Below are 23,289 nucleotides of genomic sequence, written 5' to 3'. Positions count from 1 at the left end.
AGGAAATATCATGTCTAAGCTCATCAACGTTATTGCTCTCTCCGTGCTGTTTTCCGCCGCAGCGCCGGTAATGGCTGCTGACACCCGCATGTCCGGCAATATGGCAGGAATGCAAATGGCCGACACCCCGTCAAAAAGTGATACCGCAGCAGCCAGCGGTGTGGTGAAAAAAATCGATACTGCAGCGGGCATGGTGACGCTGCAACACGGTCCAATTCCGGCCATAAGTTGGCCCGCGATGACCATGGGATTTAAAGTAGCCGATCCGGCATTGCTGAAAAATATCAAGGAAGGGGAAACCGTCGATTTCACCCTGAAAGCAGAAGATGGCAATGAAGTTGTGATTGCGCTTGAGGCGAAGAAATAGCGTCATAAAAAAACCCGGCATTGCCGGGTTTTTATTATTGGACTGTACGGGTGGGATTAGAAGCTGTAACCAATCACGCCGTAGTAACCCCAGCCGGTAGATTTGACGTCGAAATTACCGTTACCGAAGTTCAGCTCAGCACCATCTTGCCACTGGCCACCGTTGTGGAAGTAACGCGCCACGAACGAGTAGTGCCAGTGCGTGTAGTTCAGCGCAAGGATGTGGCTGGATGCCACGGAGTTGCTTGAACGCGCTTTACGGCCGTTAACGTCGCTGAAATCGTCGTTACCCAGATCGGAGCCCCAGTCGAAGTTGGTGAAACCGATGTAGCTCAGGTTACCGCCCCACAGTTGGGTCAATGGCACGAAGTATTTCACTTTGAAACGGTAGCCGTCCCAGCTGTTTTCGTTCGCAGCGCCGTAGTTTTCCCACTGGTATTTAGCATACACGTTCAGGGAGAGACTCATCGGCAGATGGGTATCAATGTCAGTACCCAGACCCATGAACCAGGTGTTTTGGCGGTTATCGCTGTCCGGGCCCATATCGTAGATATAGTTGTTAGCGAAGTACCACTCTTTGAACGGGCCGAAGCTCAGATCAGTATTGGTCAGCTTGTCGATAGAGAAGCGCGGTTCGATTTCCATAAACATCGGAGAACCGTTCTTATCCCAGATACCGGTGTCGTTGCCGTTACCAGCGCCGAAGGTTTTTGGAATATCGATATAACCGTAGAAATCGAACCAGTCTTTGTGTGCAAAGGCTTCATATTCGAGATAAACGTCGTTACGAATCGTTGGTCCGAAACGGGTATCAGCGCTGCCTACAACGTTAACACTCTGATGCCACCAGTCGGAAACGAATTCACCCTTGGTGTCATCAGCCAGCGCAGTCGCGCTGTAAGACAAAGCTAAAAGTGCGCCAGCTGCAATAATTTTATTGTTCATTTGTTTACCAGAAGCGGGTTAGGAAGCAACTCCCTGCCAGAAGGAGACAATTTTTACGAAACATTCAGCGTCTGAATCTATGTTAAGGACCACTGACTGTTTAAAACCGTAATTGGCGTGCCACATCACTACGCATAAGAAAGAATCTGAAACTGTGACCGACAACCGATTGCGACGCCATAATACAAAAAATGAGCAATTTCCAGTCGCAGCAGATCGGATTCAACTTTTGTTAGCTAATAAATAGATTTGGTCAATGTTTGTCAATTTCTGTTTCATTCGGATACATACTTTGTGTGATGAGTGTCACGTTAGGTTCACATATTGCAGTTATGGGGGAGAAATATGTCAGGGAAAAATCGATTGCGCAATATGTGCACAACAGACAATTGTCGTGGTATTATTATGACAATTAGCCTAACGAAGGAGCTCATCATGCAACCTAAAATTTCAGATCTGCATTCCAAAAACTCGCACGTTCCTGCAATGCGCCTCTGGCAATCTGCGGGGCTTCCCGCAAGCGGCGGAATGAGTTTGATCAATGCCATACAAAAAGGGTTTTCAGTTGATAGCATTCACCTCCTCAACGCCGAACTAGGATGGTCAAAAATGGCTCTGCTGGAAATTATGGGGATTAATGAACGCAGCTTCGCCCGCCGCAAAGCGGAAAATGGTCTGCTGAAAATGGACGAAAGCGAACGTGTCGCACGCCTAATCCGTGTTGTAGATGCTGCTACCGACTTATTCGAAGGTGACCGCAGCGCAGCGCTCGAGTGGATACGCCGCCCTGCTCCGGCACTCGGCGGTATTGCACCGGTCGAGATGCTGACCTCTGAAGCGGGTGCACTGGAAGTGAACCGTCTGATTGGCCGCCTGGAATACGGGGTCTTTGGGTGAAGCTCTATCGCATAGTGAAAACCAAACATCTGGCAACAGCCTGGTCGGGTTCCGGCGCGCAGCTGTATGGCGGACGGTGGAATCCGCCGGGCAAGCCAGTGGTCTATCTCGCTACAAGCATTTCACTGGCGATACTGGAAATCATGGTGCATCTGCAAAGCAGCGTATTGTTGCAGGCCTATACCCTGCTGAGTATTGAGGTCCCGGAAGAAATGCTGCCAGTGCTCGACGCCTCGGCACTCAGTGCAGACTGGAAAGATCCGTCGCCGCCGGACAGCACGCAGAGTCTGGGAGAAGAGTGGTTACTGGACGAGGAAAGCGTCGGATTAAGAGTACCTTCAGTCATTGTACCGAGTGAATTCAACGCGATTATGAATCCGCTACATGCCGACTTTGCCGCCCTACTTGAGACGGTAGAGACAGAGGCGATGGTGTTTGATCCGCGCCTGACCTGACAGCCTGACGCGGAACGCGGTTTAGGATGAAACGTCTATGATTAACGTCGGTTGCTGCGGTAAATCAGCCATAATGCGATAGCAAGGCAGGGAACCGCCGCCATACGCTGCGATGAAAGAGCGATCATCGGGTTTTGCAACCAGCCGAAATTATCAATCATCATTCCCATCGACAACTGCCCGAGAATAACCGCCACCGTCGCCGCCGCAGTACCAATACGTGGCACAGCCGTTACCATAATAATGATGTACGGCACGCCAAACAGCGCGCCCATCAGTTGCCACTTTGGCACGGTCAGCAAGGTCGCTGCCTGCGGTGTCTGAATGAACAAGATCAGCACCGCGGTGATAGCTGCACCGACGCTGAACGTCAGAAATGCGCTTTTCAGCACGCCCACTTTTTCGCCCAGCTTGCCGTTAACCGCTGCCTGCATACTTAGCGCTGCTCCGGCAATTACAGCCAGAATAATCATTATCAGTTCAGTCATCTTCAGCTCCAGGCAATCAGTATCAGTGCAGCGACAATAAACAGCAGCGCCAGCAAACGCTCACCGCCGACTTTTTTCGCCGGGCTGCCAAACCAGCCAAAGTGGTCAATCAGCAGACTTTTGGCGACCTGCCCGGAAAGGATGGCGATCATCGTCAGTCCGATGCCAATCAGCGGCGTCGCCAGCGTCAGCACAATCACATAAACCGGCCCCAGAACGCCGCCCAAAAGTTGCCAGCCGGGTAGCTGCGTAAAGGCAGGCGCATTGCGCGGGCTGAAGAACAATACCAGCAAGCCTGTCAGCACTGACCCCACGCCGAAAATACTCAGCGTCGCCCATAAATGGCCGACTTCAGTGCCCAGCGGCCCAATCAGCCCGGCCTCCAGCGACAGCCCCATACCGGCCAGCACCACCAGCGGAATTAAAAGCAGATTCATTGTATTCCTGTTATTGCCCGAAAAAGAAGCGGACTATAACCTGGCACTGCATTGCGAAAAACAGGATAATAATGAAAACACTTTTGCGAGATACGCACTGATGGAAGATTTTAGTCAGCTCAATTTCAGGTCCCTGCGGTTATTTGTCGCCGTGGTGGATCAGGGGAGTTTTTCCGAAGTCGCACGCCGCGAAGCGATGTCGCCCTCCTCCATTTCGCGGGTGATCCAGCAGATGGAACAGGCATTGCAGACGCAACTGCTCTACCGCAACACCCGTGCCGTCAGCCCGACGGAATCGGGCCTGTTGCTGGCCCATCATGCCCGTCAGGTTCTGGATCAACTGGAGCAAGCGATGCGAGGGTTGCAGGAGCAGGATCTGGAACCGGGCGGGATGGTGCGTATCAATGCGCCGGTGGTTTTCGGCCAGCGCCATATTGCTCCCTGGCTGCATGAGCTGTGCGCCCGCTTCCCTAAATTGCAAATTGAACTGATGCAGACCGATGATTTTATCGACCCGTTGCATGACGCTACCGACCTGCTGATCCGCATTGGCGTTATGGCCGACTCCAGCCTGCAGTCACGCACGCTCGGGTATCAGCACTTTTCGCTGGCTGCCAGCCCGGCCTATCTGGCCCGCGCCGGGATCCCAACGTCGCCAACGGAACTGGCGCAGCACAGTTGTCTGGTGTTTAAAGGTTTCGCGGGTTCCCAGCGCTGGTTCTTCCGCCAGCCCCATGAAGCCTGGGAGCCTTACACTTTGCGGGGCGTACTGACCAGCAACAATGCGGAGACCCTGACACAGGCCGCCATCGACGGCATAGGGCTGGTGGTCTTCCCCACATGGCTGATAGGCGATGCCTTACACGAAGGCCGCCTGGTCAGCGTGCTGGAGACGTATCAGGTGTCCACCTCGCTGGAGGTTCAAACCATCTCGGCCGTTTATCCGAACAGTAAAAAGCCATCGATTAAAGTCCGGGCGGTGATTGATTTTCTGTTGGAGAAATTTGGAAATGAGGAATGGGGTTGCCATCCAAACCGGCTTTTAAAGGGCCCCTGAAACTCCCTCAAGTTTCATACTTATATGCGGTATACCATCTTCATCATAAATCTCCGTATAGGCCACAAACCCCAGACTCCCGTAGAACTTCTGTAAGTGCGCCTGCGCGGAAAGAATCACCTGCGCACCGGGCCAGTGTTTTTTACAGGAAGCGAGCGCCCTTTCCATCAACTGGTAGCCCAGTTTCAAACCGCGAGCCGCCGGGGCGATGATCACACGGCCAATCGCGACTTCACCATCCAGATTGAGGATGCGCAGATAGGCCACCGGCACACCGTTTTGCCAGCCAATCACATGGCGGTTGTCACCGATGAGGTCACGGCCATCGAGATCCTGATAAACACAGGTTTGCTCAATCACAAACACTTCGCTGCGCAAGGCCAGAATGGCGTAAAGCTGCGTCGCGCTGAGCTTACTGTGGTGTAAATCCTGCCAGACGATATCTTTCGCTAAATCAGTCATAAAGAATAAAGCTCCTGCCATCAGGACCATAACAATACGGCCCAAAAAAAGGGATAATCCGAAGATCATCCCTTTTATCAGGCTAATGCGCCAAAAGCCATAAAGCTATTCATCAACTAGATGATTTAACCTGTTCTCCTCTGGCCGGAGCGTCACCCGCGACATGATATTCCGCCGTACTTTTGGGTAATGCCTCGCGCCCGCGGATTTTATCGGCAATTTTTTCAGCGATCATGATAGTGGTCGCGTTCAGGTTGCCGGTAATAATTTGCGGCATGATCGAGGCATCTACAACACGCAAACCCTGCATCCCGTGCACCCGGCCCTGCCCGTCCACGACGGCCATCTCATCGTTGCCCATCTTGCATGAGCAGGACGGGTGGAAAGCGGTTTCACCATGCTCGCGGATAAAAGCATCGAGCTGTTCATCGGTCTGCACATCTGCACCTGGGCTGATTTCACGCCCGCGATACGGGTCCAGCGCCGGTTGCGCCATGATTTCACGGGTGATGCGGATAGCATCGCGGAACTCATGCCAGTCCTGCTCACTCGACATGTAATTAAACAGGATGCTCGGATGCTGACGCGGATCTTTCGATTTCACCTGCACGCGGCCCCGGCTGGGGGAACGCATCGAACCTACGTGGGCCTGGAATCCGTGCTCATTCACCGCATTGCTGCCGTTGTAATTGATGGCTACCGGCAGGAAATGATACTGAATATTCGGCCATGCAAATTCTTCTCGGCTGCGGATAAAACCGCCCGCCTCGAACTGGTTACTGGCCCCGACGCCCGTTCCGTTGAACAGCCATTCGGCACCAATTTTCGGTTGATTAAACCATTTAAGCGCCGGATAGAGCGACACCGGCTGGGTACAGCTGTACTGAAGATACATCTCCAGATGGTCCTGCAAGTTTTCGCCGACACCCGGCAAATCATGCACCAACGGAATACCCAGACCGTTGAGCAGTGCGGCCGGTCCGACGCCGGAGCGCTGTAAAATCTGCGGTGATGCAATCGCGCCGCTGCACAGCAGAACTTCGCGTTTGGCGTTGGCGGTTTTAGCGTTGTATTCGTCGCCTTTAAAATAGCTGACGCCCACGGCGTGTTTCCCTTCGAACAGGATTTTGTCGGTCAGCGCGTGCGTCACAATGGTCAGATTGGCGCGCGGTTTGGCCTGATCCAGATAGCCACGGGCGGTGCTTGCGCGTCGTCCTTTCGGCGTCACCGTGCGGTCCATCGGGCCGAAACCTTCCTGCTGATAACCGTTAAGGTCTTCGGTGCGCGGGTAACCGGCCTGCACGCCCGCTTCAACCATCGCGTGGAACAACGGATTGTTACCGTTCTTTGGCGTCGCAACGCTCACCGGACCCTCGCCGCCGTGAAAATCATTCTGGCCGATGTCACGGGTTTCTGCTTTACGAAAATACGGCAGGCAGTCGAGATAACTCCAGTCTTCCAGACCCGGTGCGGTGGCCCAGTTGTCGAAGTCCATCGCGTTGCCACGGATGTAGCACATGCCGTTGATCAGTGACGAGCCGCCCAGCCCTTTGCCGCGCCCGCATTCCATGCGGCGGTTATTCATGTAGGGTTCAGGGTCGGTTTCATACGCCCAGTTATAGCGTTTCCCCTGCAATGGGAAGGCCAGTGCCGCAGGCATCTGGGTGCGAAAATCCATGCGGTAGTCCGGGCCACCGGCCTCGAGCAGCAGTACGCTGACGTTGCTGTCTTCGGTTAATCGGGTCGCTAATACGTTGCCGGCAGAACCGGCACCAATAATGATGTAATCGTAATCCATTGATTTCTCCTATGCGGAAGGCGGATTAAAAGACCGAACTGAATTCGCCCAGCTCAACCTGCACGGATTTAACTTGTGTGTAATGTTCAAGGGTGCTGATGCCGTTCTCGCGGCCGACGCCGGAGTGCTTATAGCCTCCGACTGGCATGGCTGCGTCAGATTCGCCCCAGGTGTTGATCCAGCAAATACCGGCTTCCAGCTGATGAATAACGCGGTGCGCGGTGTTCAGATCCTGCGTCACCAGCCCGGCGGCCAGACCGTATTCGGTATTGTTGGCGCGGCGCACCACTTCGTCTTCGTTCTCGTAAGTCAGGATGCTCATGACCGGCCCGAAGATCTCTTCGCGCACGATGGTCATGTCATCTCGGCAGTCGGTGAAGACCGTCGGGGCAACATAAGCGCCTTTGGCATACTCGCCGGTGTTCATGCGCTCGCCACCGGCCAGCAGGCGGGCTCCTTCACTCTTGCCGCTTTCGATATAACGCAGCACGGATTCCATGTGCGCGAAACTCACCAACGGGCCGAAGTTAACGTTTTCGTCGGTCGGATTACCCAGACGGATACGCTGCACGCGCTCAAGGATTTTGGCTTCGAATTCGCCTTTCAGCGCAGCAGGAACAAACACGCGTGTGCCGTTGGTACAAACCTGACCGGAGCTGTAGAAGTTCGCCATCATGGCGATATCAGCGGCTTTATCCAGATTGGCGTCCGGGAAGATAATCAGCGGAGATTTACCGCCAAGCTCCATCGTGACCTCTTTCAGGGTTGAGGCTGACGCGCTGGCCATCACTTTCTTGCCGGTGGTGACACCGCCGGTGAAGGAGATTTTAGCAATGTGCGGATGGTCAGTCAGAGCCTGCCCTACGCTGGCGCCGCTGCCGGTAACCACGCTGAAGACGCCATCCGGCATACCGGCTTCGGTGTAAATCTCAGCCAGTTTCAGTGCGGTCAGCGAAGTCACTTCGCTCGGTTTGAAAATCATGGCATTACCGGCCGCCAGCGCAGGCGCAGATTTCCACAGGGCAATCTGAATCGGGTAGTTCCACGCACCGATACCGGCCACGACGCCCAGCGGTTCGCGGCGGGTGTAGACAAATGCAGAATCGCGCAGCGGGATTTGCTGACCTTCGAGAGCCGGAATCAGCCCCGCGTAATACTCAAGTACGTCCGCGCCGGTGACGATGTCTACCGCCGTTGTTTCGGACAGCGGCTTGCCAGTGTCCGCTGTTTCTATGGCGGCCAGTTCGTCGTTGCGTTCACGCAGAATATCCACCGCGCGGCGCAAAATGCGCGAGCGCTGCATGGAGGTCATCGCCGCCCAGACCTTCTGGCCCTGACGCGCAGCGCTGACGGCTAAATCCACGTCTTCGGCAGTGGCGTTTGGCAGCGTGGCAATCACTTCGCCGTTGGCCGGGTTGATGGCATCAAACGTCTCGTTGCCGGTGCTTTCCTGATAGCGTCCATCGATATACAGTTTTTGGGTGCCGTAGCGTGACATATGCTGTTCTCCTCGGTCAGTGCGGTCTGAATTCAGGCAGCCGGGCGTGGCTGCGAAATTTGTGACTCAATAAAGCAATAGGTGATTTGTAACGCCTCATCGCGGTTGAACGCTTTGCCGCTGAGCGCGGCCCGTAACCAGAGGCCGTCAATCAGCCCGGCCATGCCCTTGGCGGCTAAACGCGCCGCGTCTTTAGGCAGAAACTGCCTGAATTCAGAACATAAATTTGAATAGAGCCGGCGGCTGTTCACCTGTTGCAGGCGATGCAACTGCGGGTGATGCATACTGCTGGCCCAGAAGGCCAGCCAGGTTTTCATTGCCGCGCTGTTGGTCTGACTGTCGTCGAAATTCGCTTCGGCGATGGCATGTAACCGCGCCGTTGGGGCGTTGTCGTCGAGCCGCGACAACCGTTCCTGAACCCCCTCCCCCAGATGACTGAGCAGATAACGCATGGTGGCTTCCAGCAATCCATTCTTGTCACGAAAGTAGTGACTGATGATGCCGTTGGAAACGCCAGCGCGACGGGCAATTTGCGAAATAGAGGCTTCATGCATCCCCACTTCGTTGACTGCCGCCAGTGTTGCCTCAATCAATTGCTGCCGTCTGATGGGCTGCATTCCTACTTTGGGCATGGGTCCGACTCCTGAAAAATAGGTCTTCCGGAAACCGTTTTACTCGCGTTTTTTAACGGTAACTCCGGACGTTCTTAACCTTGGTGCTGACTCTATTTAACTTTTTTTTGATTGAACGTTCAATCAAAAATGCATATATTTTATTACCAATACGTTAGTAATTTGTATGCTAATTGCATTGATATTTGCTCTAATTGATTGAAATTAAGTTAATAATTCATATAACAGGGGATACGATGGCTTCTGTCGATAAGACTGACAAACTGTCCGATAAACCACGTGACGAGCTCAACAAGGTGGTGTTTTTCACTTCTGCCGGGTTAATTCTGGCGTTCACGCTGATGTCTATTTTCTACACCGATCTGTCGGGAAAATGGCTCAGCCGATCACTCAACTGGGTGTCTGCTACTTTTGGCTGGTATTACATGCTGGCTGCTACGCTGTACATCGTGTTTGTAGTGTTCATTGCCTGTTCGCGCTTCGGCTCGATCAAACTCGGCCCTGAACAATCCAAACCCGAATTCAGCATGATGAGTTGGGCTGCTATGTTGTTTGCCGCCGGGATTGGCATCGATTTGATGTTCTTCTCCGTCGCCGAACCGGTGACGCAATATATGCTGCCCCCGGAAGGCCAGGGCCAGACGCTGGAAGCCGCACGCCAGGCGATGACCTGGACGCTGTTCCACTACGGTCTGACCGGCTGGGCAATGTACGCCCTGATGGGCATCGCGCTAGCCTACTTCAGCTACCGCTATAATCTGCCGCTGACCATCCGCTCAGCGCTCTACCCGATTTTCGGCAAACGTATTTATGGCCCAATTGGCCACACGGTGGATATTGCCGCCGTCGTCGGGACCATTTTTGGCATCGCCACGACGCTCGGTATCGGTGTCGTACAGCTCAATTACGGTCTGAAAGTGCTGTTCCAGATCCCGGAAAACCTGACGGTGCAGGCATCGCTGATTTTGCTCTCGGTGGTGATGGCGACGATCTCAGTCACTTCCGGGGTAAATAAAGGCATCCGTATTCTGTCCGAGCTGAACGTGCTGCTGGCGCTGGGGCTGATCCTGTTCCTGCTGTTCTTCGGCAATACCGAGTTTCTGCTTAATGCGCTGGTGCTGAACATCGGCGACTACATCAACCGCTTTATGGGCATGACGCTCAACACCTTTGCCTTTGACCGTCCGACCGAATGGATGAACAGCTGGACTCTGTTCTTCTGGGCCTGGTGGGTAGCATGGTCCCCGTTTGTCGGCCTGTTCCTGGCGCGTATTTCACGCGGGCGCACCATCCGTCAGTTCGTGCTGGGGACGCTGATCATTCCGTTCGTCTTCACCCTGCTGTGGCTGTCGATTTTCGGAAACAGCGCGCTGTACCAGATCATTCACGGCAATCTCGATTTCGCCAACGAAGTGATTGCCCATCCTGAACGCGGGGTTTACAGCCTGCTGGCCCAGTATCCGGGCTTTACGCTGAGTGCCTCGGTCGCGACGATCACCGGTCTGCTGTTTTATGTCACCTCGGCAGATTCCGGCTCGCTGGTGCTGGGTAACTTCACCTCGAAACTGGCGGATATCAACAACGATGCGCCGAACTGGCTGCGGATCTTCTGGTCGATCACCATCGGGGTTCTGACGCTTGGAATGCTGATGACCGACGGGGTGTCTGCACTGCAAAACGCCACGGTGATCATGGGACTGCCGTTCAGTTTCGTGATTTTCTTCATCATGGCCGGATTGTATAAATCGCTGCGCCTCGAAGATTTCCGCCGCGCCAGTACGCTGCAATCGCTGGCACCGATGCCCGCGGCGGGCGGTGACGCGGTGCTGAACTGGAAACAGCGCCTGTCGCGGGTGATGAACTATCCGGGCACCACGCATACTCAGCGCATGATGGATCTGGTGTGTCGCCCGGCGATGCTCGACGTGGCACAGGAGCTGAAACTGCGCGGGGCCAAAGTGGAGTTCAACGAGCATGAACCGGTGGAAGACGAAAAACTCAATCACCTCGAGCTGATTGTGGCGCTGGGTGAAGAGCAGAACTTTGTCTATCAGATCTGGCCGGTGCGCTATGCGGTGCCGGGCTTTACCTACCGAGCACGCTCGGGGAAATCACATTATTACCGCCTCGAAACCTTCCTGCTGGAAGGCACACAGGGTAACGATTTGATGGATTTCACCAAGCATCAGGTGATCAACGACATTCTTGATCAGTACGAGCGTCACCTGAACTTCCTGCATCTTAACCGCGAGGCGCCGGGCAATACGCTGACGTTTCCCGAGTAAGACCACACAGGCATAAAAAAACCCGCGCAAGCGGGTTTTTGTTTTCTGGCTGACGGCGTTATGCGCGGGCTAATTCCGCCCGGTGGACATCGTTAATCTTTACCCCGGCATTTGCCAGCTTTTCCTCGGCTTCTTCAAGATCTTCGCTGTCGATTTCCAGTGTCTCCTGCGTGCTGCCTTCCTGCGGCGTCAGCGCCAGTTCCACCATGATCGGGAAATGGTCGGACCCCATTGGCGGCAGGCGTTGCAGGTCAATCAGGGTGAACTCTTTGCTGTGGAATACGTGATCCAGCGGCCAGCGCAGAAACGGATAGCTGGCGTGGAAAGTGTTGTACATCCCGCGGCCACGGCGCGGATCGAGCAGGCCGCTGACTTTCATAAACAGCCGCGTGGTGCGTGACCATGCCACGTCGTTCAGATCACCGGTGACGATGGTCGGATAGGTCGCGCGCGCGGCGGTGTGACCGACAGCGACCAGCTCGCCATCGCGGTTGGTCGATTCGTCATCTTCCGTCGGGCTTGGCGGCATCGGATGCAGGCAGTGCAGGATCACGTGATCGCCCGAAGTCAGTTCAACGCGAAAGTGCATCGATGGAATGCCATCGGCCACAAGAAACTGTATTTTTCCGTTAAAAATCGGCAGGCGCGAATAGACGTGCATCCCATACAAATTGTCGAGGGGGCACTTCAGGCTGTGAGGATAATCCGCTTCGATGGGTGCCATCTGGTCTTCCCACCACTGATCGGTTTCCAGCAGGACGAGAATATCCGGGTGCTGTTCTTTCACAATGTCCAGCAGACGAGCAGATTCACGGTTGGTCATCAGCACGTTGCAGTTAATGATTTTCAGGCGCGGGTGGCCGTTAGGGATCGTCTTTTTGACCTGCACCCGATACAGTCGCGTATAAGGTAAAATCCACCACGCCTGATAGAGCATACAGGCCAGCGACAGCAGCACGATAAGCGTTGCCAGCGGCCCACCGAGCGGCAAAATCCACAGCTCCGTCAGCAGGAAAAGCAGTGACAATGTGGCCATTTGCAGCCGGGGGAAATCCCACACCCGCACCCACCAGCGCTGATTTTTCGACAGCGGCAACAAGGTCAGCAGCGTCATAATAACCGTCAGCACGCTGACTATAATTCGAAGTGTATACATTAAATCAGGACTCACTCAGGGTATCGGCATGACGCCAGTGCAGTTGCGGAGAAAGATAACACTGATTCTGTGCCGGTGGCTGCTCGTTAATCAGGCCGGTGATCATCTCAAAACAGTGGATCGCCAGCGCCCGGCAGTCCTGTGCGACGGTATCAATTTTCACCGAGAGAGAGTCATACAGGTAGTGGTCATCGAAGCTGCACAAGTGGATATCACTCTCCAGCAACTTATGCTGGCTCATGTAGCGCAACACCCCTTCCATCAGCCCGCAGGAGGCGACAAACAGCGCCTTCGGAGGCCGACCGAGACGCGCACAGAGATTCGCAAACATCTCGTAGCCGGAACCCGGATGGTAATTGCCGTAGAGGATCCATTCGGGCTTGAGGCTGACGCCGGCGCGCTCCAGTCCGAGCTGATAGCCCGCCAGACGGTCGCGTGTCGGGGAAATACGCGGTTGTCCGCCGAGGAAGTAGAACTCCTCCTGCTGATGTCTCGCGACCTTTTCAACCAGTGCAGCCGAAGACTCAATGGCTTCGCAGACCACCAGCGGCAGTTGGGTATCGCTAATGTGACGGTCGAAAAGGACCACCGGCAGTTGCTGGCTGATTTTCAGATATTCCGCGTCATTGAGCATACTGGAGGCGACGATCAGACCGTCAACCTGACGCTGAATCAGGTTGTTGACCACCATCATTTCCTGACTGGTATTTTCATCCGTACAGGCGATCAGCAGCTGCATACCGTTTTCACGGCACAGGTTTTCAAGTTCATTAGAGCAGGCCGCAAAGCCGTAGTTGGTCATCTCCGGCACCACCAGTCCCAGCGTATAGCTGCGCGTGACATTCAGCGAACGGGCATGAATGCTCGGTTGATAATGGTGTTCAGCCGCCACGGCGAGGACGCGATCGCGGGTAGCATCCGAGATACGAAATTTTTTGCTGTGCCCGTTAAGCACTTGACTGGCAGTCGATTTCGACACGCCAGCCAGTTCTGCAATACCGCTGATAGTGATGCGTTTGCTTTTTTTCACTGCGCCATATTCTATTGTCCGGAAAGAGTTTTATTCTATCACGCAATCCGACAACGACCAGTAGCGCAGCGCGATGCTCTCCTGACCCGTAAAGCGAATATGTGCAGGGTGAGCCGGGAAATAGCGCGACGTCATCACCGCTTCCCCCTGATTGATAAAAATCTCTACGCTGGAGTGGTCGCACAGCAGGCGTAACTCCCGCAGTTCACCGCGCCAGTAGCGATGATCCTTTTCCCCGCTGCGCAAATTACGCCGTGAAAGCGTGAGGCGTTCGCCATCCCATTGCAACGCAAGCACCCCGCTTAGATCGGCACTGAAAGGCTTGCCGGTTTGAATCAGCAACTCCGCCTGCGAGATATCCCACTGCGGCGCGTCTTCTGCCACACCCTGCCACACGTGTTCCGCACCCCGCAGTTGGTGAAGCTCGCGGGCCGGTTGTTGATAAATCTTACCGTCGTGCAGGGTCAGCTCACGCGGACAGGTCATGGTGTGTATCCAGCCCAGCGGCGCCGTCGGCTGATAAAGTTCGTCGCCATCCGGAATGCCCATCCAGCCAAACAGCAGCCGCCGCCCGTCGTCACTGAGCGTGGTTTGTGGTGCGTAGAATTCGAAACCAGCATCCAGTTCGGTGAATTCGCCGTGTGGAAAAGCACCGGTTTGATAATCCAACTGGCCGGTAAAATATCCGGCCTGAAACGTATTCAAATACCGCTCACTTTGCGCCGTCAGCCCCTGCGGGCAGCAGATAAGCACGTCAGTGTCACCCAGCGCAAACAGATCCGGACACTCCCACATGTAGCCAAAATCGCCCAGCCCGTTCAGGCCGGAACCGGCGATTTCTCCCACGCGCTCCCAGGAAGTTAACTGTGCCGAACGCAGCAGCAGAACTTTCCCCTGTAAGCTAAGGTCCTGCGCACCAAGCACCATGTACCACAGGCCGTCATGCCACCAGACTTTCGGGTCACGGACGTGTCCGGTGTAGCCTGCGGGCAAAGGCAGCACCGGCCCGGTTTTATCAAACTCTCCGCGCTCATTTTCACGCGCCAGACACTGGAACGCAGTGCGCTTCCCGTCGGGGTATTTGACGTTGCCGGTGTAGACCAGCGTCAGCGTGCCGTTGTCAGACACCGCTGAGCCCGAGTAGCAGCCGTGGGATTCATACGCTTCGGACGGCACCAGCGCCACCGGTTCATGCCGCCAGTGGACTAAATCCGCCGAGCTCCAGTGGCCCCAGTATTTCGCCCCGTGCGTACAGGACAGTGGATTCCATTGATAGAACAGATGAAAACGGCCGTTATGCTGAATAAACCCGTTCGGGTCGTTGAGCAAACCCACCGGTGGCGCAAGATGCCACGCCGGGCGGTGCGGGTCAGCGTTGGCCTTCTCCTGCCCTGACATGACTGCACGCAGCGCCTGTTTGAGTAAAGAAGCTTCTGGCATTATTCGCTCTCCGTTTTATATTTCAGCAGCAGCGAGATGAAGAAGGCGCTGCCAAAGGCAATCCCCAGACCGATGATGTAACTGAGCATGGAACTGGCCTGCACAATCGCCAGCCCCGGGATACCGGTCAGCCCGACGGCGGTCATGTTAACGTGCATCGCCACGACCCATGCGCCGCCCAGTGCGCCACCGGCCAGTGCGGCCAGGAAAGGTTTCATAAAGCGCAGGTTAATCCCGAAGATTGCCGCCTCGGTAATGCCCAGCATGGCCGAGAAAGCCGAGGGTACGGCAATGGCCTTAATTTTGGCGTCGCGGGTTTTGAAGTACACCGCCAGACAGGCACCGCCCTGCGCCACGTTAGCCATCGACCAGATCGGCAACAGGAAATTAACGCCGATATTTGGGTTCCCGAGCAGTCCGGCTTCAATCGCATGAAAACTGTGGTGAACGCCGGTGATCACAATCACTGAATACAGCCCGCCAAACAGCAGGCCCGCCACCCATCCCGCGTGGGTGATCAGCGTGCTGAGTACAAAGGAAATGCCATCACCCAGCGCGCGCCCCGCTGGCCCGATGATCAGCAGCGCGATAAAACCGGAAATCACCACGGTGAAAAACGGCGTGAGGATCAAGTCCAGCGCATCGGGAATAATTTTTCGCAGCCGCTTTTCGATGAAGCTCATAAACCACACCGCCAGCAGCACCGGGAACACCGTGCCCTGATAGCCAATCATGGCGATATCCAGACCAAAGAAGTTCATGGTATGGAACCCACCCGCCACACCCCAGGCATTGGTCAGCGCAGGATGGGTGAGAATACCGCCGAGCGTCGCGCCCAGATACGGGTTACCACCAAATTCGCGGGCCGCCGTAAAACCAATCAGGATCGGCAAAATGATAAACGCCGCCGAACTGAACATGTCGAGCATGATAAAAATAGCGCTGTCCGCATTGGCCCAGCCGTAGGTTTTTACCATTCCCAACAGGCCCATTAATAAGCCGGAAGCCACAATGGCGGGAATGATCGGCACGAAGATATTCGACAACATGCGCGCCAGACGCTGGAACGGATTGAGCTTTTGCGCCGCAATATTGGCCGCTTCCGATTTACTCGATTCGCTAATGCCCGCCACTTTAATGAATTCGGCATGGACTTTGTTGACCAGCCCGGTGCCGAAAATAATCTGTATCTGCCCGGCATTACTGAAACAGCCCTTAACGCCTTCCACTTTCTCAATGGCGCTTTTGTTGATCAGGCTGTCATCCACCAGCACCAGACGCAGGCGCGTGGCGCAGTGCGCAGCGCTGGCAATGTTCTCTTTTCCGCCCAATAACGGCAGCAGTTCACTGGCAATTGCGTTGATATTCATAGCATTCCTTTTATTACCCTGAACGACAGCGCCTGATGAATTCAGGCGTGTCCTGGTGATGCAAAATCCTGCCGGCTTAGAACCAGGTTTCCATCTGGATACCGAAGTTCCACTGCCCGCCGGAGATAAAGCCATCGGTACCGAAAGCATCGCTGGAGGAGTAGTTATCCAGCTCTTTGCTCCAGTCCATGTAGCTGGCAAAAAGACGTATTTCAGGGCGGCTGAGAATATCGCTGATATCTCCCACTTTGAACGTTGGGGCGAATGTCAGCTTATAGAAACCGCCTTTCACTTTGTTGTTGTTTTTATAGCCCTGCGGGTCGAGATCCATATATTGGTAGCTGCCCTCGTAGGCCAGCGCGAAGTTTTCGGTGATCTCCTGAATCAGACGGGTGTTGAAAGTTAGCCATTTATAGTCATCTCCTGATACATAACGGTCTTTGCTCTGTTGAGCCAGAATGGCCGGGGCAATGCTCCAGTTTTTACCCAGAGGCGTGATGCCGTAAGTGGCCAGACGCAACGTGCTGGCGTCGTCGGTCAGATGACCGTCCGCTCCCAGTGCCTTCACTTCTGCCCCTAAACCGTGGCCGTACAACAGCGCAGTTTTGGACGTACCGTCACGCAGACCGTAGAAGCTGTCGCCGTGGTACGCCAGCATGGTATGGAAACCGGTATCGGCGGCATGGCTGTTAACGTTTTCGCCGCTGTTTTCTCGATCCTGATTATTCTTGGCGCGTAAACCACTGACCATCCACTGGAACGGACCGGCGTAGTTATTGGCGGTGAAGATGTAGTTCTCGATGCGTGTGTCGTCGTGATTATTGCCGTCATCAAGGTCGTCAAAGTTACGCCCGTAGAGCGAGAAGTTACTTTTCAGGTTCTCACTCCACTTCACGTCATAGATACCGCCACCGGTCCCGGCGAGGAAAATGACGTCGGAATCCAGCCAGTGAATATCAAAGTTGTCGCGGTCGAAACGCTTACCGGCCCACAGCGTGGAATCTTTCACCGCGCCGCCAAACGTCGGCAGGGATCCGAGTTCCACAAAGGCCTGACGCACGTTGAGGTCACTGGTTTCTCCGGTCCAGTCGTTGTAGCTGCGCTGCCCATCAGCCAGCATCACTTTGTAACGGGTGGTGGCGCCGCTGGCCAGTTGCTGTTTATGCTCCAGATTCAGCTCAACGTAGGTGTTATTTTCGTTACCCAGACGCCCGACCGCACCGCCGGTTTGCCCGGCTGGCGTGACGTAAGGTCCGCTTTCGGTCGAGGTGCCGGAGTCATTCATGATGATGCCTGAACGGGCATAACCGTGGAACTCAAAGCCGCTGTTGCTACTCTCTTTGATTTTACTGTTGCTGGCTAACGCTTCGGTGCGTTTAGCCACTTCGGCGGTCTGTTTTTCTGTGCTCTCGGCATGTTTCGCCACCTCTTGGGTTTTCTGCTCATTGCTGGTGGTGCGTGTTTCCAGCCTTTTCACCTGCCGTTCCGCGTCCGTGGCGCGGGCCTCTGCCTTGGCAGCCCGGCTTTCAGCCAGTTGCAAACGTTTTTCCAGCGCATCGAACCGCGCTTCGATGGCGCTGGCAGAAGGTTCTGCACCCTGCGCAGCCCCTGAAAGAATAAGTCCAATAGCAACAGCCAGATAGCGTGGTTTCATCATTATTTTTATATCCCAGAAGAGATGTCATTATTATGTGGAAATACCAGTTTGCTAAATTGCTAAACTGGTTTTCCTGCACACCATAATCATTCAGGGCTTCATCAGGCAACGATGTTTGCCAGTTTTGTTCTGTAAATGTGATCGTGCTGGCAAATAAGCGTTTATTCACTTGTTATCAAATACGCTTGCCATGCTAAACCGGTTCTTCTATTTTATCCGGCAGGAAATTAACGCAGGGAGTGATGATGATAAATCGTGTTTGGGTGATGGGTGATGCCGTCGTGGACTTGATCCCCGCAGGGGATAACCAGTTGCTAAAATGTCCGGGCGGTGCACCGGCGAACGTGGCGGTAGGCATCAGCCGTTTAGGCGGCGACAGCGCCTTTATTGGCCGCGTGGGAGAGGATCCTTTCGGGCGTTTTTTATGCCAGACACTGCGTGACGAAGCGGTCAATACCGACTTTATGCACCGCGATCCTTTTCACCGCACGTCGACGGTGGTGGTGGAAAATGATGCCAGTGGCGAACGCTCATTCACGTTTATGGTACGCCCGAGTGCCGATCTGTTCCTGCAACCGGCCGATATTCCGGCCTTCAGTGCGGGCCAGTTTCTGCATCTCTGTTCTATTTCGCTTTGCGCTGAGCCATCGCGATCTTCAGCCTTTCTGGCGATGGCGCAGATGAAAAACGCAGGCGGGAAAGTGAGCTTTGACCCCAATATCCGTCATGATTTATGGCCAGACGAAACGCAGTTGCGCGAGTGCCTGCTTCAGGCGCTGTCGCTGGCAGACATTGTGAAAGTTTCTGAGGATGAGCTGGCTTATCTGACCGGTGAGGCACTGATTTCAGAGGGGATTATCCGCCTGTGCCAGCACTGCAATCCGGCGTTATTGCTGGTAACGCAGGGCAAAGAGGGCGTGCTGGTTTACCAGCAAAAGGATGCCTCACTGAAGCACTATCCTGCTCCTGCGGTGAAAGCCGTGGATACCACCGGCGCGGGTGATGCGTTTGTGGCCGGTTTGCTGGCAGGGCTGGCGGCACAAGGGGAAGAGGAGTATTCACAGGTGCAGTGGCGGGCAATTATCCGTCAGGCCATAAGCTGTGGCGCGCTGGCGACCACGGCGAAAGGGGCCATGACCGCCCTGCCTGATGCCGCCGCGCTGCGTGCGTTTACCCGTCAGGCATTCGCATAACATTCCTATAAAAAAATGCCGCCGTTTCATCTGCTGAAGACGAAACGGCGGCGTCGGTTTTGGCTTTACTGCACGTAATTACTGGCTGGCAGGCACATGGCACCAGTTACGCTGCTCGACGATCCCGCCGTTTGGCGAGGTGTAACCGATACAGCCCAGAATCGAGTCAAACAGCTTTTCATGGAATACCGGTTTTTTCTCGGCAGCCAGTTTCTGCAACTGCTGGAAACCGGCGCGGTTCTGATCGTCTGACAGGAATTTGTCTGACGCCCAGACCATGATCGGCACCGTACGCTGCTCCGGTGGCGCGTGGTCGCGCGGCGTGCCGTGGAAGTGCATACTTTTGGAAATTGACTCGCCGTGATCCGACGCATAAAACACGATGGCGTTCTTATCGCGCAGCTGGTTAAACACCTGCTCGAGGAAGTAATCGGTATAGAGCAGCGAGTTATCGTAGGCGTTGATCATCTCCTGAGTGGAACAGGAATCATCAATGCCCATGCACTCAGGCTGATATTTGGCAAATGAACGCGGGTAGCGGTCTGAGTAGAGATAATGGGAGCCTTTGGTGTGCAAAATGATCAGATGCTTACCTTGCGGATGGTTATCCATCGAGTCTTTCATCTCATCGACCAGCAGCATGTCGTCCACGGGTTTACCGGCGTTACGCTTCTCTGAGGCGATATTCTCACGCAGCGAGTAGTCATCGGCGCGGGTTTTGTTGTAGAACCAGGCTTCGCTTTGCATGGAGTAAAGTTCTGAGCTCCAGCCGTTACTCTTTAGAACGGAGAAAACGTTAGCTTCTTTGAGCGTACGTTGCGGTGCTTCAGACGCCCCGCCTTCGCGCACAAACATGCATCGCAGTGAAAGTTTGGTAGCAGTGTCACAGGAGTAGCCCTGCAAAGCGGCAAGATTTTTCTCTTTGCTCAGGTAAGGCGTGTTGTCGCGGTCATAACCGTACAGGCCCATGTGGTCGCGGCGCGCACTTTCACCAATCACAAACACCACGTAGAGATCTTTGACATCTTTTGGGGGAACGTAAGTGAAGTGTTTGGCCGGATCGAACAGGTTTTTAGTGTCTTCAGCTTTGCTGTAAGAGCTGTACGCGAACAGACCGAGTGCCGAAAGCCAGTTGGAGGGTGAATAGGTTCCCGCCACCACGCCGCCGTAGCTGGCCATCATGCGGTTATTCACCAAGTCATGTTTATCCTGCACTTTGCCCATCAGTTGCAGCGGCAGATAGCACACCAGACCCGCCGCCACGAGAAGCACCCCTTTTTTCAGCAAGCCTTTCGGGGAGCTCTCTTTGAGCGCCGCGCCAGGCATTTTACTGCCCCACAGCAGCAACAGCGGCACCAGGCTGAACAGCACCGTCCACCCCACAAAGTGCGTGCCTATAGACTCTTTAGACAGGTCGATCGAGTCCGACGCCAGCGCTGCCGCCAGAATGCCGTAGCCGATATCGACGTTGAACAGGATCATGTAGTAACTGGCCGCTGCTGACGAAATAACAATCAGGCTAAGCAGCAAGCGGAAAACGGTTTTACCGGTGAAGGAAACCAGTAATGTCAGGAAGTAGACCAGAGCGAACGATGCGAGCATTTCTACCGCGATGGACAACAGGTTGTCGTAATGCAACTGGCCAAAGCGACGGAAGAAAATCGGAAGGTTAAGCAGGATCCCCAGGTAAAGCGCAATAAATAAAGAAATTTTCTGTTGCGAAAGTAAGCGTAATTTTTGCATCAGTGAGTGAAGCTCTTTTTAAAAGTCAGTGTGCGTTGTACAACCCGCGCGTGTCGAAGTGTCAAAAACTGGCGCCAGAGTACACGTCGATAACTTATTCTGACCAGCAACCGAGGCATTTGTTTCGGCTTCAATCATTTCAGTCAATGTAATAATGTAACGTGATTGATGAAATGTTTATATTTCAAGAACCTAAAAATGCGGTTTTTTTACATTTTTTTGAAGTTCGTTGAGAAATTATTGAGAAAACGTGGGGATGCTTTCCTCATGGATGGCCGGAAAATGCAAAGTAAAGCGGGTTTGCCCGTGTTCGAGGCTCTGCACCGTCACGCTTCCCTGATGCAGCGCCATGATGGCCTGCACAATAGAAAGTCCCAGACCGTTAGAACTGCCGCCTTCGCTGCGCGAGGCATCGGCGCGGTAGAAGCGGTCAAACAGTTTTTCACGCTTACCGTCCGGGATCGGCACACCGGTGCTGTTCACATGAACACGCGTGGCCTGCCCGCCCTGCTCCACCTGCACGCAAATTTGCGTATTTTCATCGCCATATCGAATGGCATTCGCCACCAGATTACTCAGCGCACGCTGGAATAAAATGGCATCGGCGTACAATGTGCCGCCACCTTTGCAGACCAGCTGCATACCGCGCTCTTCGGCCAGCCCTTCAAAGTAATCTGCTACGCGGGTGGTTTCTGAAGCCAGCGCCAGCGCAGTGATATTGAGCACCGAACGGGCATGGGACGCACGGGCCAGAAACAGGATATTTTCCACCATGCGCGAAATCCGCTCCAGTTCCTCCATATTATTTGCCAGCAGCGTTTCGTACTCTTCGGTACTGCGCGGCTGATAGAGTGCCACCTGACAATGGCCCATCAGCGCGCCCACCGGTGTGCGGATCTCATGAGCCAGATCGGCAGAAAATTGGGTCAGACGCGCATAGCCTTCTGCCAGACGGTCGAGCATGGCGTTGAAAGAGTGGATCAGTTGCTGCAACTCCTGCGGCGCATCTTCAGAACTCAGGCGCGTAGAGAGGCTGGTCGGGTGGATCTGCGCCGCTTCCAGCGCCATTTTTCGCAGCGGCCGTAACCCCCGGCGGATCACGCCAAAGCCCAGCACGGCAATCAGGATATAGGCGAAGATCACCGCGCCGATGATCTCCAGACGGAACGCCACCAGCATCTGCGCTTCACCGGTCATGAAATGCGCGGCAGCAATGTCTACCGTCCGGCCATCCTGCATACGCACCGCGGCAGAGGTAAAGCGTACCGGCGTGCCGTCGGGAGCCGAAAGGTGGTGAACGGTATCAAGCGTTAATTCACGGCCATCGGCCACCGGTTTAACGTCCGGCAAAGGCAGGCGCGACGGATTGACGTTGATGATCGGCGGCTGATTTTCCAGCCGGAATTGCAGGATATCCCGCTCGTTGCCAAGCATATTTTCAAACAGCTCAGGGCTGCGGCTAAGCTGTGACAGCGGGAAATCATTGCTCAGCAGATGACGGAAATACTGCACCCGTCCGGTTACCTGATAATCGGCGCGGCGGATAAGTTCTTTTTCCATCGAATAGTAAAGATAGAAACCGACGGCACTGACCACCAGAGCGGCGATCAGCGCAAAAAGCAGCGTTGCGCGCAGGGTCAGCGACATAGCGCGTTTTGGTCGGGAAGCGGCAGCGGTGGAGGAGAGATTCATGCGCGCACTTCGCAAACGTAACCGATGCCCCGCACGGTGTGGATCAGCTTGACCTCAAACGCCCGGTCTATTTTGGCGCGCAGGCGTTTGACCGCCACGTCAACTACGTTGGTATCACTGTCGAAATTCATATCCCACACCTGTGAAGCAATCATGGTACGCGACAGCACTTCGCCTTCACGGCGCATCAGTAAGTGCAGCAGCATAAATTCTTTATTGGTGAGTGCGATCACCTGATCCTGGCGCGTAACGCGGCGGCGCAGCACGTCCAGATGCAGATCCGCCAGCGAATAGGTATCCGCCTCGCGGGCTGTCGGGCGACGCAGCAAGGTGCGGATCCTCAGCACCAGTTCCGTGAATGAGAAAGGTTTGATCAGATAATCATCAGCGCCGAGTTCCAGCCCGTGGATGCGATCCTGCACTTCGTCACGCGCGGTAAGAAACAGCACCGGCACGTCACTTTTTTTGCGCAGTACTTCCATCACCTGCCAGCCATCAAGACCTGGCAGCATGACGTCGAGGATCACGGCGTCATAGCCCTCCTCCAGCGCCAGGAACAGGCCGTCCGCGCCGTTACGCGCCAGATCCACGCGATACCCCGCCTCGCCCAACCCCTTTTTCAGGTAGTCGCCGGTGCTGATGTCATCTTCAATAACCAGTATCCGCATGCGCGCAACTCATCATCCAA

21 protein-coding genes are annotated in these 23,289 nt (G+C 54.7%); 6 read left to right on the top strand and 15 right to left on the bottom strand.

The window, feature by feature from the left end; translation table 11 throughout:
* The first annotated feature begins 10 nt into the window (after positions 1–10).
* Positions 11–367, top strand: a complete 357-nt coding sequence (locus ACZRKO_RS03050; RefSeq protein ID WP_463735787.1) for a copper-binding protein — start codon at positions 11–13, stop codon at positions 365–367.
* Between the two features lie 56 nt (positions 368–423).
* On the opposite strand, the gene ACZRKO_RS03045 is transcribed toward ACZRKO_RS03050, so the two are convergent.
* Entirely contained in the window at positions 424–1,311 is an 888-nt protein-coding gene (locus ACZRKO_RS03045) for a nucleoside-specific channel-forming protein Tsx (RefSeq protein ID WP_463735786.1), read from the bottom strand.
* Between the two features lie 435 nt (positions 1,312–1,746).
* Between ACZRKO_RS03045 and parS the strand changes: the two genes are divergently transcribed.
* Both parS and ACZRKO_RS03035 read left to right on the top strand, forming a co-directional pair.
* Positions 1,747–2,208 carry a type II RES/Xre toxin-antitoxin system antitoxin gene (gene parS / locus ACZRKO_RS03040; RefSeq protein ID WP_463735785.1) on the top strand — a complete coding sequence of 154 codons (462 nt, stop codon included), beginning with the start codon at positions 1,747–1,749 and terminating at the stop codon, positions 2,206–2,208.
* On the top strand, positions 2,205–2,663 hold the full coding sequence (locus ACZRKO_RS03035; RefSeq protein ID WP_463735784.1) for an RES family NAD+ phosphorylase: 459 nt from the start codon (positions 2,205–2,207) through the stop codon (positions 2,661–2,663). Before parS ends, ACZRKO_RS03035 begins: the two co-directional genes overlap by 4 nt.
* 41 nt (positions 2,664–2,704) lie before the next feature.
* Here the strand turns inward: ACZRKO_RS03035 and ACZRKO_RS03030 are convergent, their stop codons facing one another.
* The gene (locus ACZRKO_RS03030) at positions 2,705–3,151 is read right to left on the bottom strand and encodes a DMT family transporter (protein WP_463735783.1); all 447 of its coding nucleotides are present in this window, start codon (positions 3,149–3,151) and stop codon (positions 2,705–2,707) included.
* Between the two features lie 2 nt (positions 3,152–3,153).
* A complete protein-coding gene (locus ACZRKO_RS03025; protein WP_463735782.1) occupies positions 3,154–3,588 on the bottom strand; it encodes a DMT family transporter in 435 nt (144 codons plus the stop codon).
* 100 nt (positions 3,589–3,688) lie between these two features.
* On the opposite strand from ACZRKO_RS03025, the gene ACZRKO_RS03020 reads away from it, so the two are divergent.
* Positions 3,689–4,645 (top strand): LysR family transcriptional regulator, encoded by a 957-nt coding sequence (locus ACZRKO_RS03020; protein WP_463735781.1) that lies wholly within the window; start codon positions 3,689–3,691, stop codon positions 4,643–4,645.
* Here ACZRKO_RS03020 and ACZRKO_RS03015 read toward each other — a convergent pair.
* From ACZRKO_RS03015 to betI, 4 genes are all read right to left on the bottom strand, one after another.
* Positions 4,631–5,107, bottom strand: a complete 477-nt coding sequence (locus tag ACZRKO_RS03015) for a GNAT family N-acetyltransferase (protein WP_463735780.1) — start codon at positions 5,105–5,107, stop codon at positions 4,631–4,633. The two genes, ACZRKO_RS03020 and ACZRKO_RS03015, sit on opposite strands and share 15 nt — an antisense overlap.
* 112 nt (positions 5,108–5,219) lie before the next feature.
* A complete protein-coding gene (gene betA, locus ACZRKO_RS03010) occupies positions 5,220–6,905 on the bottom strand; it encodes a choline dehydrogenase (RefSeq protein ID WP_463735779.1) in 1,686 nt (561 codons plus the stop codon).
* A 25-nt stretch (positions 6,906–6,930) separates the two neighbouring features.
* A complete protein-coding gene (gene betB / locus ACZRKO_RS03005; protein WP_463735778.1) occupies positions 6,931–8,403 on the bottom strand; it encodes a betaine-aldehyde dehydrogenase in 1,473 nt (490 codons plus the stop codon).
* Between the two features lie 32 nt (positions 8,404–8,435).
* Positions 8,436–9,035: a transcriptional regulator BetI gene (gene betI / locus ACZRKO_RS03000; protein ID WP_463735777.1), complete on the bottom strand. Its 600-nt coding sequence runs from the start codon at positions 9,033–9,035 to the stop codon at positions 8,436–8,438.
* A 236-nt stretch (positions 9,036–9,271) separates the two neighbouring features.
* Here betI and ACZRKO_RS02995 point away from each other — a divergent pair, with 236 nt between their 5' ends.
* Complete coding sequence (locus ACZRKO_RS02995) at positions 9,272–11,320, top strand: choline transporter (protein WP_463735776.1); 2,049 nt, start codon at positions 9,272–9,274, stop codon at positions 11,318–11,320.
* Between the two features lie 58 nt (positions 11,321–11,378).
* Here ACZRKO_RS02995 and ACZRKO_RS02990 read toward each other — a convergent pair whose 3' ends face one another.
* The 5 genes from ACZRKO_RS02990 to ACZRKO_RS02970 form a co-directional block, all read right to left on the bottom strand.
* On the bottom strand, positions 11,379–12,476 hold the full coding sequence (locus tag ACZRKO_RS02990) for an endonuclease/exonuclease/phosphatase family protein (RefSeq protein WP_463735775.1): 1,098 nt from the start codon (positions 12,474–12,476) through the stop codon (positions 11,379–11,381).
* A 4-nt stretch (positions 12,477–12,480) separates the two neighbouring features.
* Positions 12,481–13,506, bottom strand: coding sequence for a LacI family DNA-binding transcriptional regulator (locus tag ACZRKO_RS02985; RefSeq protein ID WP_463735774.1), 1,026 nt, complete (start codon positions 13,504–13,506; stop codon positions 12,481–12,483).
* A gap of 30 nt (positions 13,507–13,536) precedes the next feature.
* Positions 13,537–14,946 (bottom strand): sucrose-6-phosphate hydrolase, encoded by a 1,410-nt coding sequence (locus ACZRKO_RS02980; protein ID WP_463735773.1) that lies wholly within the window; start codon positions 14,944–14,946, stop codon positions 13,537–13,539.
* Positions 14,946–16,316, bottom strand: coding sequence for a sucrose-specific PTS transporter subunit IIBC (locus tag ACZRKO_RS02975; protein WP_463735772.1), 1,371 nt, complete (start codon positions 16,314–16,316; stop codon positions 14,946–14,948). The genes ACZRKO_RS02980 and ACZRKO_RS02975 overlap by 1 nt, the downstream gene beginning before the upstream one ends.
* Before the next feature lie 76 nt (positions 16,317–16,392).
* Positions 16,393–17,976, bottom strand: coding sequence for a carbohydrate porin (locus ACZRKO_RS02970; RefSeq protein ID WP_463737451.1), 1,584 nt, complete (start codon positions 17,974–17,976; stop codon positions 16,393–16,395).
* 242 nt (positions 17,977–18,218) lie between these two features.
* Here ACZRKO_RS02970 and ACZRKO_RS02965 point away from each other — a divergent pair, with 242 nt between their 5' ends.
* The gene (locus ACZRKO_RS02965) at positions 18,219–19,166 is read left to right on the top strand and encodes an aminoimidazole riboside kinase (RefSeq protein WP_463735771.1); all 948 of its coding nucleotides are present in this window, start codon (positions 18,219–18,221) and stop codon (positions 19,164–19,166) included.
* Positions 19,167–19,244: 78 nt separating this feature from the next.
* On the opposite strand, the gene eptB is transcribed toward ACZRKO_RS02965, so the two are convergent.
* The 3 genes from eptB to ACZRKO_RS02950 all read right to left on the bottom strand — a co-directional run bounded on the left by eptB (position 19,245) and on the right by ACZRKO_RS02950 (position 23,269).
* Positions 19,245–20,909 carry a kdo(2)-lipid A phosphoethanolamine 7''-transferase gene (gene eptB / locus ACZRKO_RS02960; RefSeq protein WP_463735770.1) on the bottom strand — a complete coding sequence of 555 codons (1,665 nt, stop codon included), beginning with the start codon at positions 20,907–20,909 and terminating at the stop codon, positions 19,245–19,247.
* Between the two features lie 237 nt (positions 20,910–21,146).
* Positions 21,147–22,601, bottom strand: coding sequence for a heavy metal sensor histidine kinase (locus ACZRKO_RS02955; protein WP_463735769.1), 1,455 nt, complete (start codon positions 22,599–22,601; stop codon positions 21,147–21,149).
* Complete coding sequence (locus tag ACZRKO_RS02950) at positions 22,598–23,269, bottom strand: heavy metal response regulator transcription factor (protein WP_463735768.1); 672 nt, start codon at positions 23,267–23,269, stop codon at positions 22,598–22,600. Before ACZRKO_RS02950 ends, ACZRKO_RS02955 begins: the two co-directional genes overlap by 4 nt.
* Positions 23,270–23,289 lie beyond the last annotated feature (20 nt).

It is taken from the genome of Ewingella sp. C233 (assembly GCF_055407225.1).
Note: the sequence above shows the minus strand (reverse complement) of the source record. Positions and strands in the feature narration are given on the sequence as shown.

What these genes read in the sequence shown, in the direction of transcription:
- betI (WP_463735777.1), bottom strand. Translation starts at nt 9,035, where the DNA reads ATGCCCAAAGTAGGAATGCAGCCCATCAGACGGCAGCAATTGATTGAG.
- ACZRKO_RS03025 (WP_463735782.1), bottom strand. Translation starts at nt 3,588, where the DNA reads ATGAATCTGCTTTTAATTCCGCTGGTGGTGCTGGCCGGTATGGGGCTG.
- ACZRKO_RS03020 (WP_463735781.1), top strand. Translation starts at nt 3,689, where the DNA reads ATGGAAGATTTTAGTCAGCTCAATTTCAGGTCCCTGCGGTTATTTGTC.
- ACZRKO_RS02975 (WP_463735772.1), bottom strand. Translation starts at nt 16,316, where the DNA reads ATGAATATCAACGCAATTGCCAGTGAACTGCTGCCGTTATTGGGCGGA.
- betB (WP_463735778.1), bottom strand. Translation starts at nt 8,403, where the DNA reads ATGTCACGCTACGGCACCCAAAAACTGTATATCGATGGACGCTATCAG.
- ACZRKO_RS02950 (WP_463735768.1), bottom strand. Translation starts at nt 23,269, where the DNA reads ATGCGGATACTGGTTATTGAAGATGACATCAGCACCGGCGACTACCTG.
- ACZRKO_RS02980 (WP_463735773.1), bottom strand. Translation starts at nt 14,946, where the DNA reads ATGCCAGAAGCTTCTTTACTCAAACAGGCGCTGCGTGCAGTCATGTCA.
- eptB (WP_463735770.1), bottom strand. Translation starts at nt 20,909, where the DNA reads ATGCAAAAATTACGCTTACTTTCGCAACAGAAAATTTCTTTATTTATT.
- ACZRKO_RS03050 (WP_463735787.1), top strand. Translation starts at nt 11, where the DNA reads ATGTCTAAGCTCATCAACGTTATTGCTCTCTCCGTGCTGTTTTCCGCC.
- ACZRKO_RS03045 (WP_463735786.1), bottom strand. Translation starts at nt 1,311, where the DNA reads ATGAACAATAAAATTATTGCAGCTGGCGCACTTTTAGCTTTGTCTTAC.
- betA (WP_463735779.1), bottom strand. Translation starts at nt 6,905, where the DNA reads ATGGATTACGATTACATCATTATTGGTGCCGGTTCTGCCGGCAACGTA.
- ACZRKO_RS02965 (WP_463735771.1), top strand. Translation starts at nt 18,219, where the DNA reads ATGATAAATCGTGTTTGGGTGATGGGTGATGCCGTCGTGGACTTGATC.
- ACZRKO_RS02955 (WP_463735769.1), bottom strand. Translation starts at nt 22,601, where the DNA reads ATGAATCTCTCCTCCACCGCTGCCGCTTCCCGACCAAAACGCGCTATG.
- ACZRKO_RS02995 (WP_463735776.1), top strand. Translation starts at nt 9,272, where the DNA reads ATGGCTTCTGTCGATAAGACTGACAAACTGTCCGATAAACCACGTGAC.
- parS (WP_463735785.1), top strand. Translation starts at nt 1,747, where the DNA reads ATGCAACCTAAAATTTCAGATCTGCATTCCAAAAACTCGCACGTTCCT.
- ACZRKO_RS03015 (WP_463735780.1), bottom strand. Translation starts at nt 5,107, where the DNA reads ATGACTGATTTAGCGAAAGATATCGTCTGGCAGGATTTACACCACAGT.
- ACZRKO_RS03030 (WP_463735783.1), bottom strand. Translation starts at nt 3,151, where the DNA reads ATGACTGAACTGATAATGATTATTCTGGCTGTAATTGCCGGAGCAGCG.
- ACZRKO_RS02990 (WP_463735775.1), bottom strand. Translation starts at nt 12,476, where the DNA reads ATGTATACACTTCGAATTATAGTCAGCGTGCTGACGGTTATTATGACG.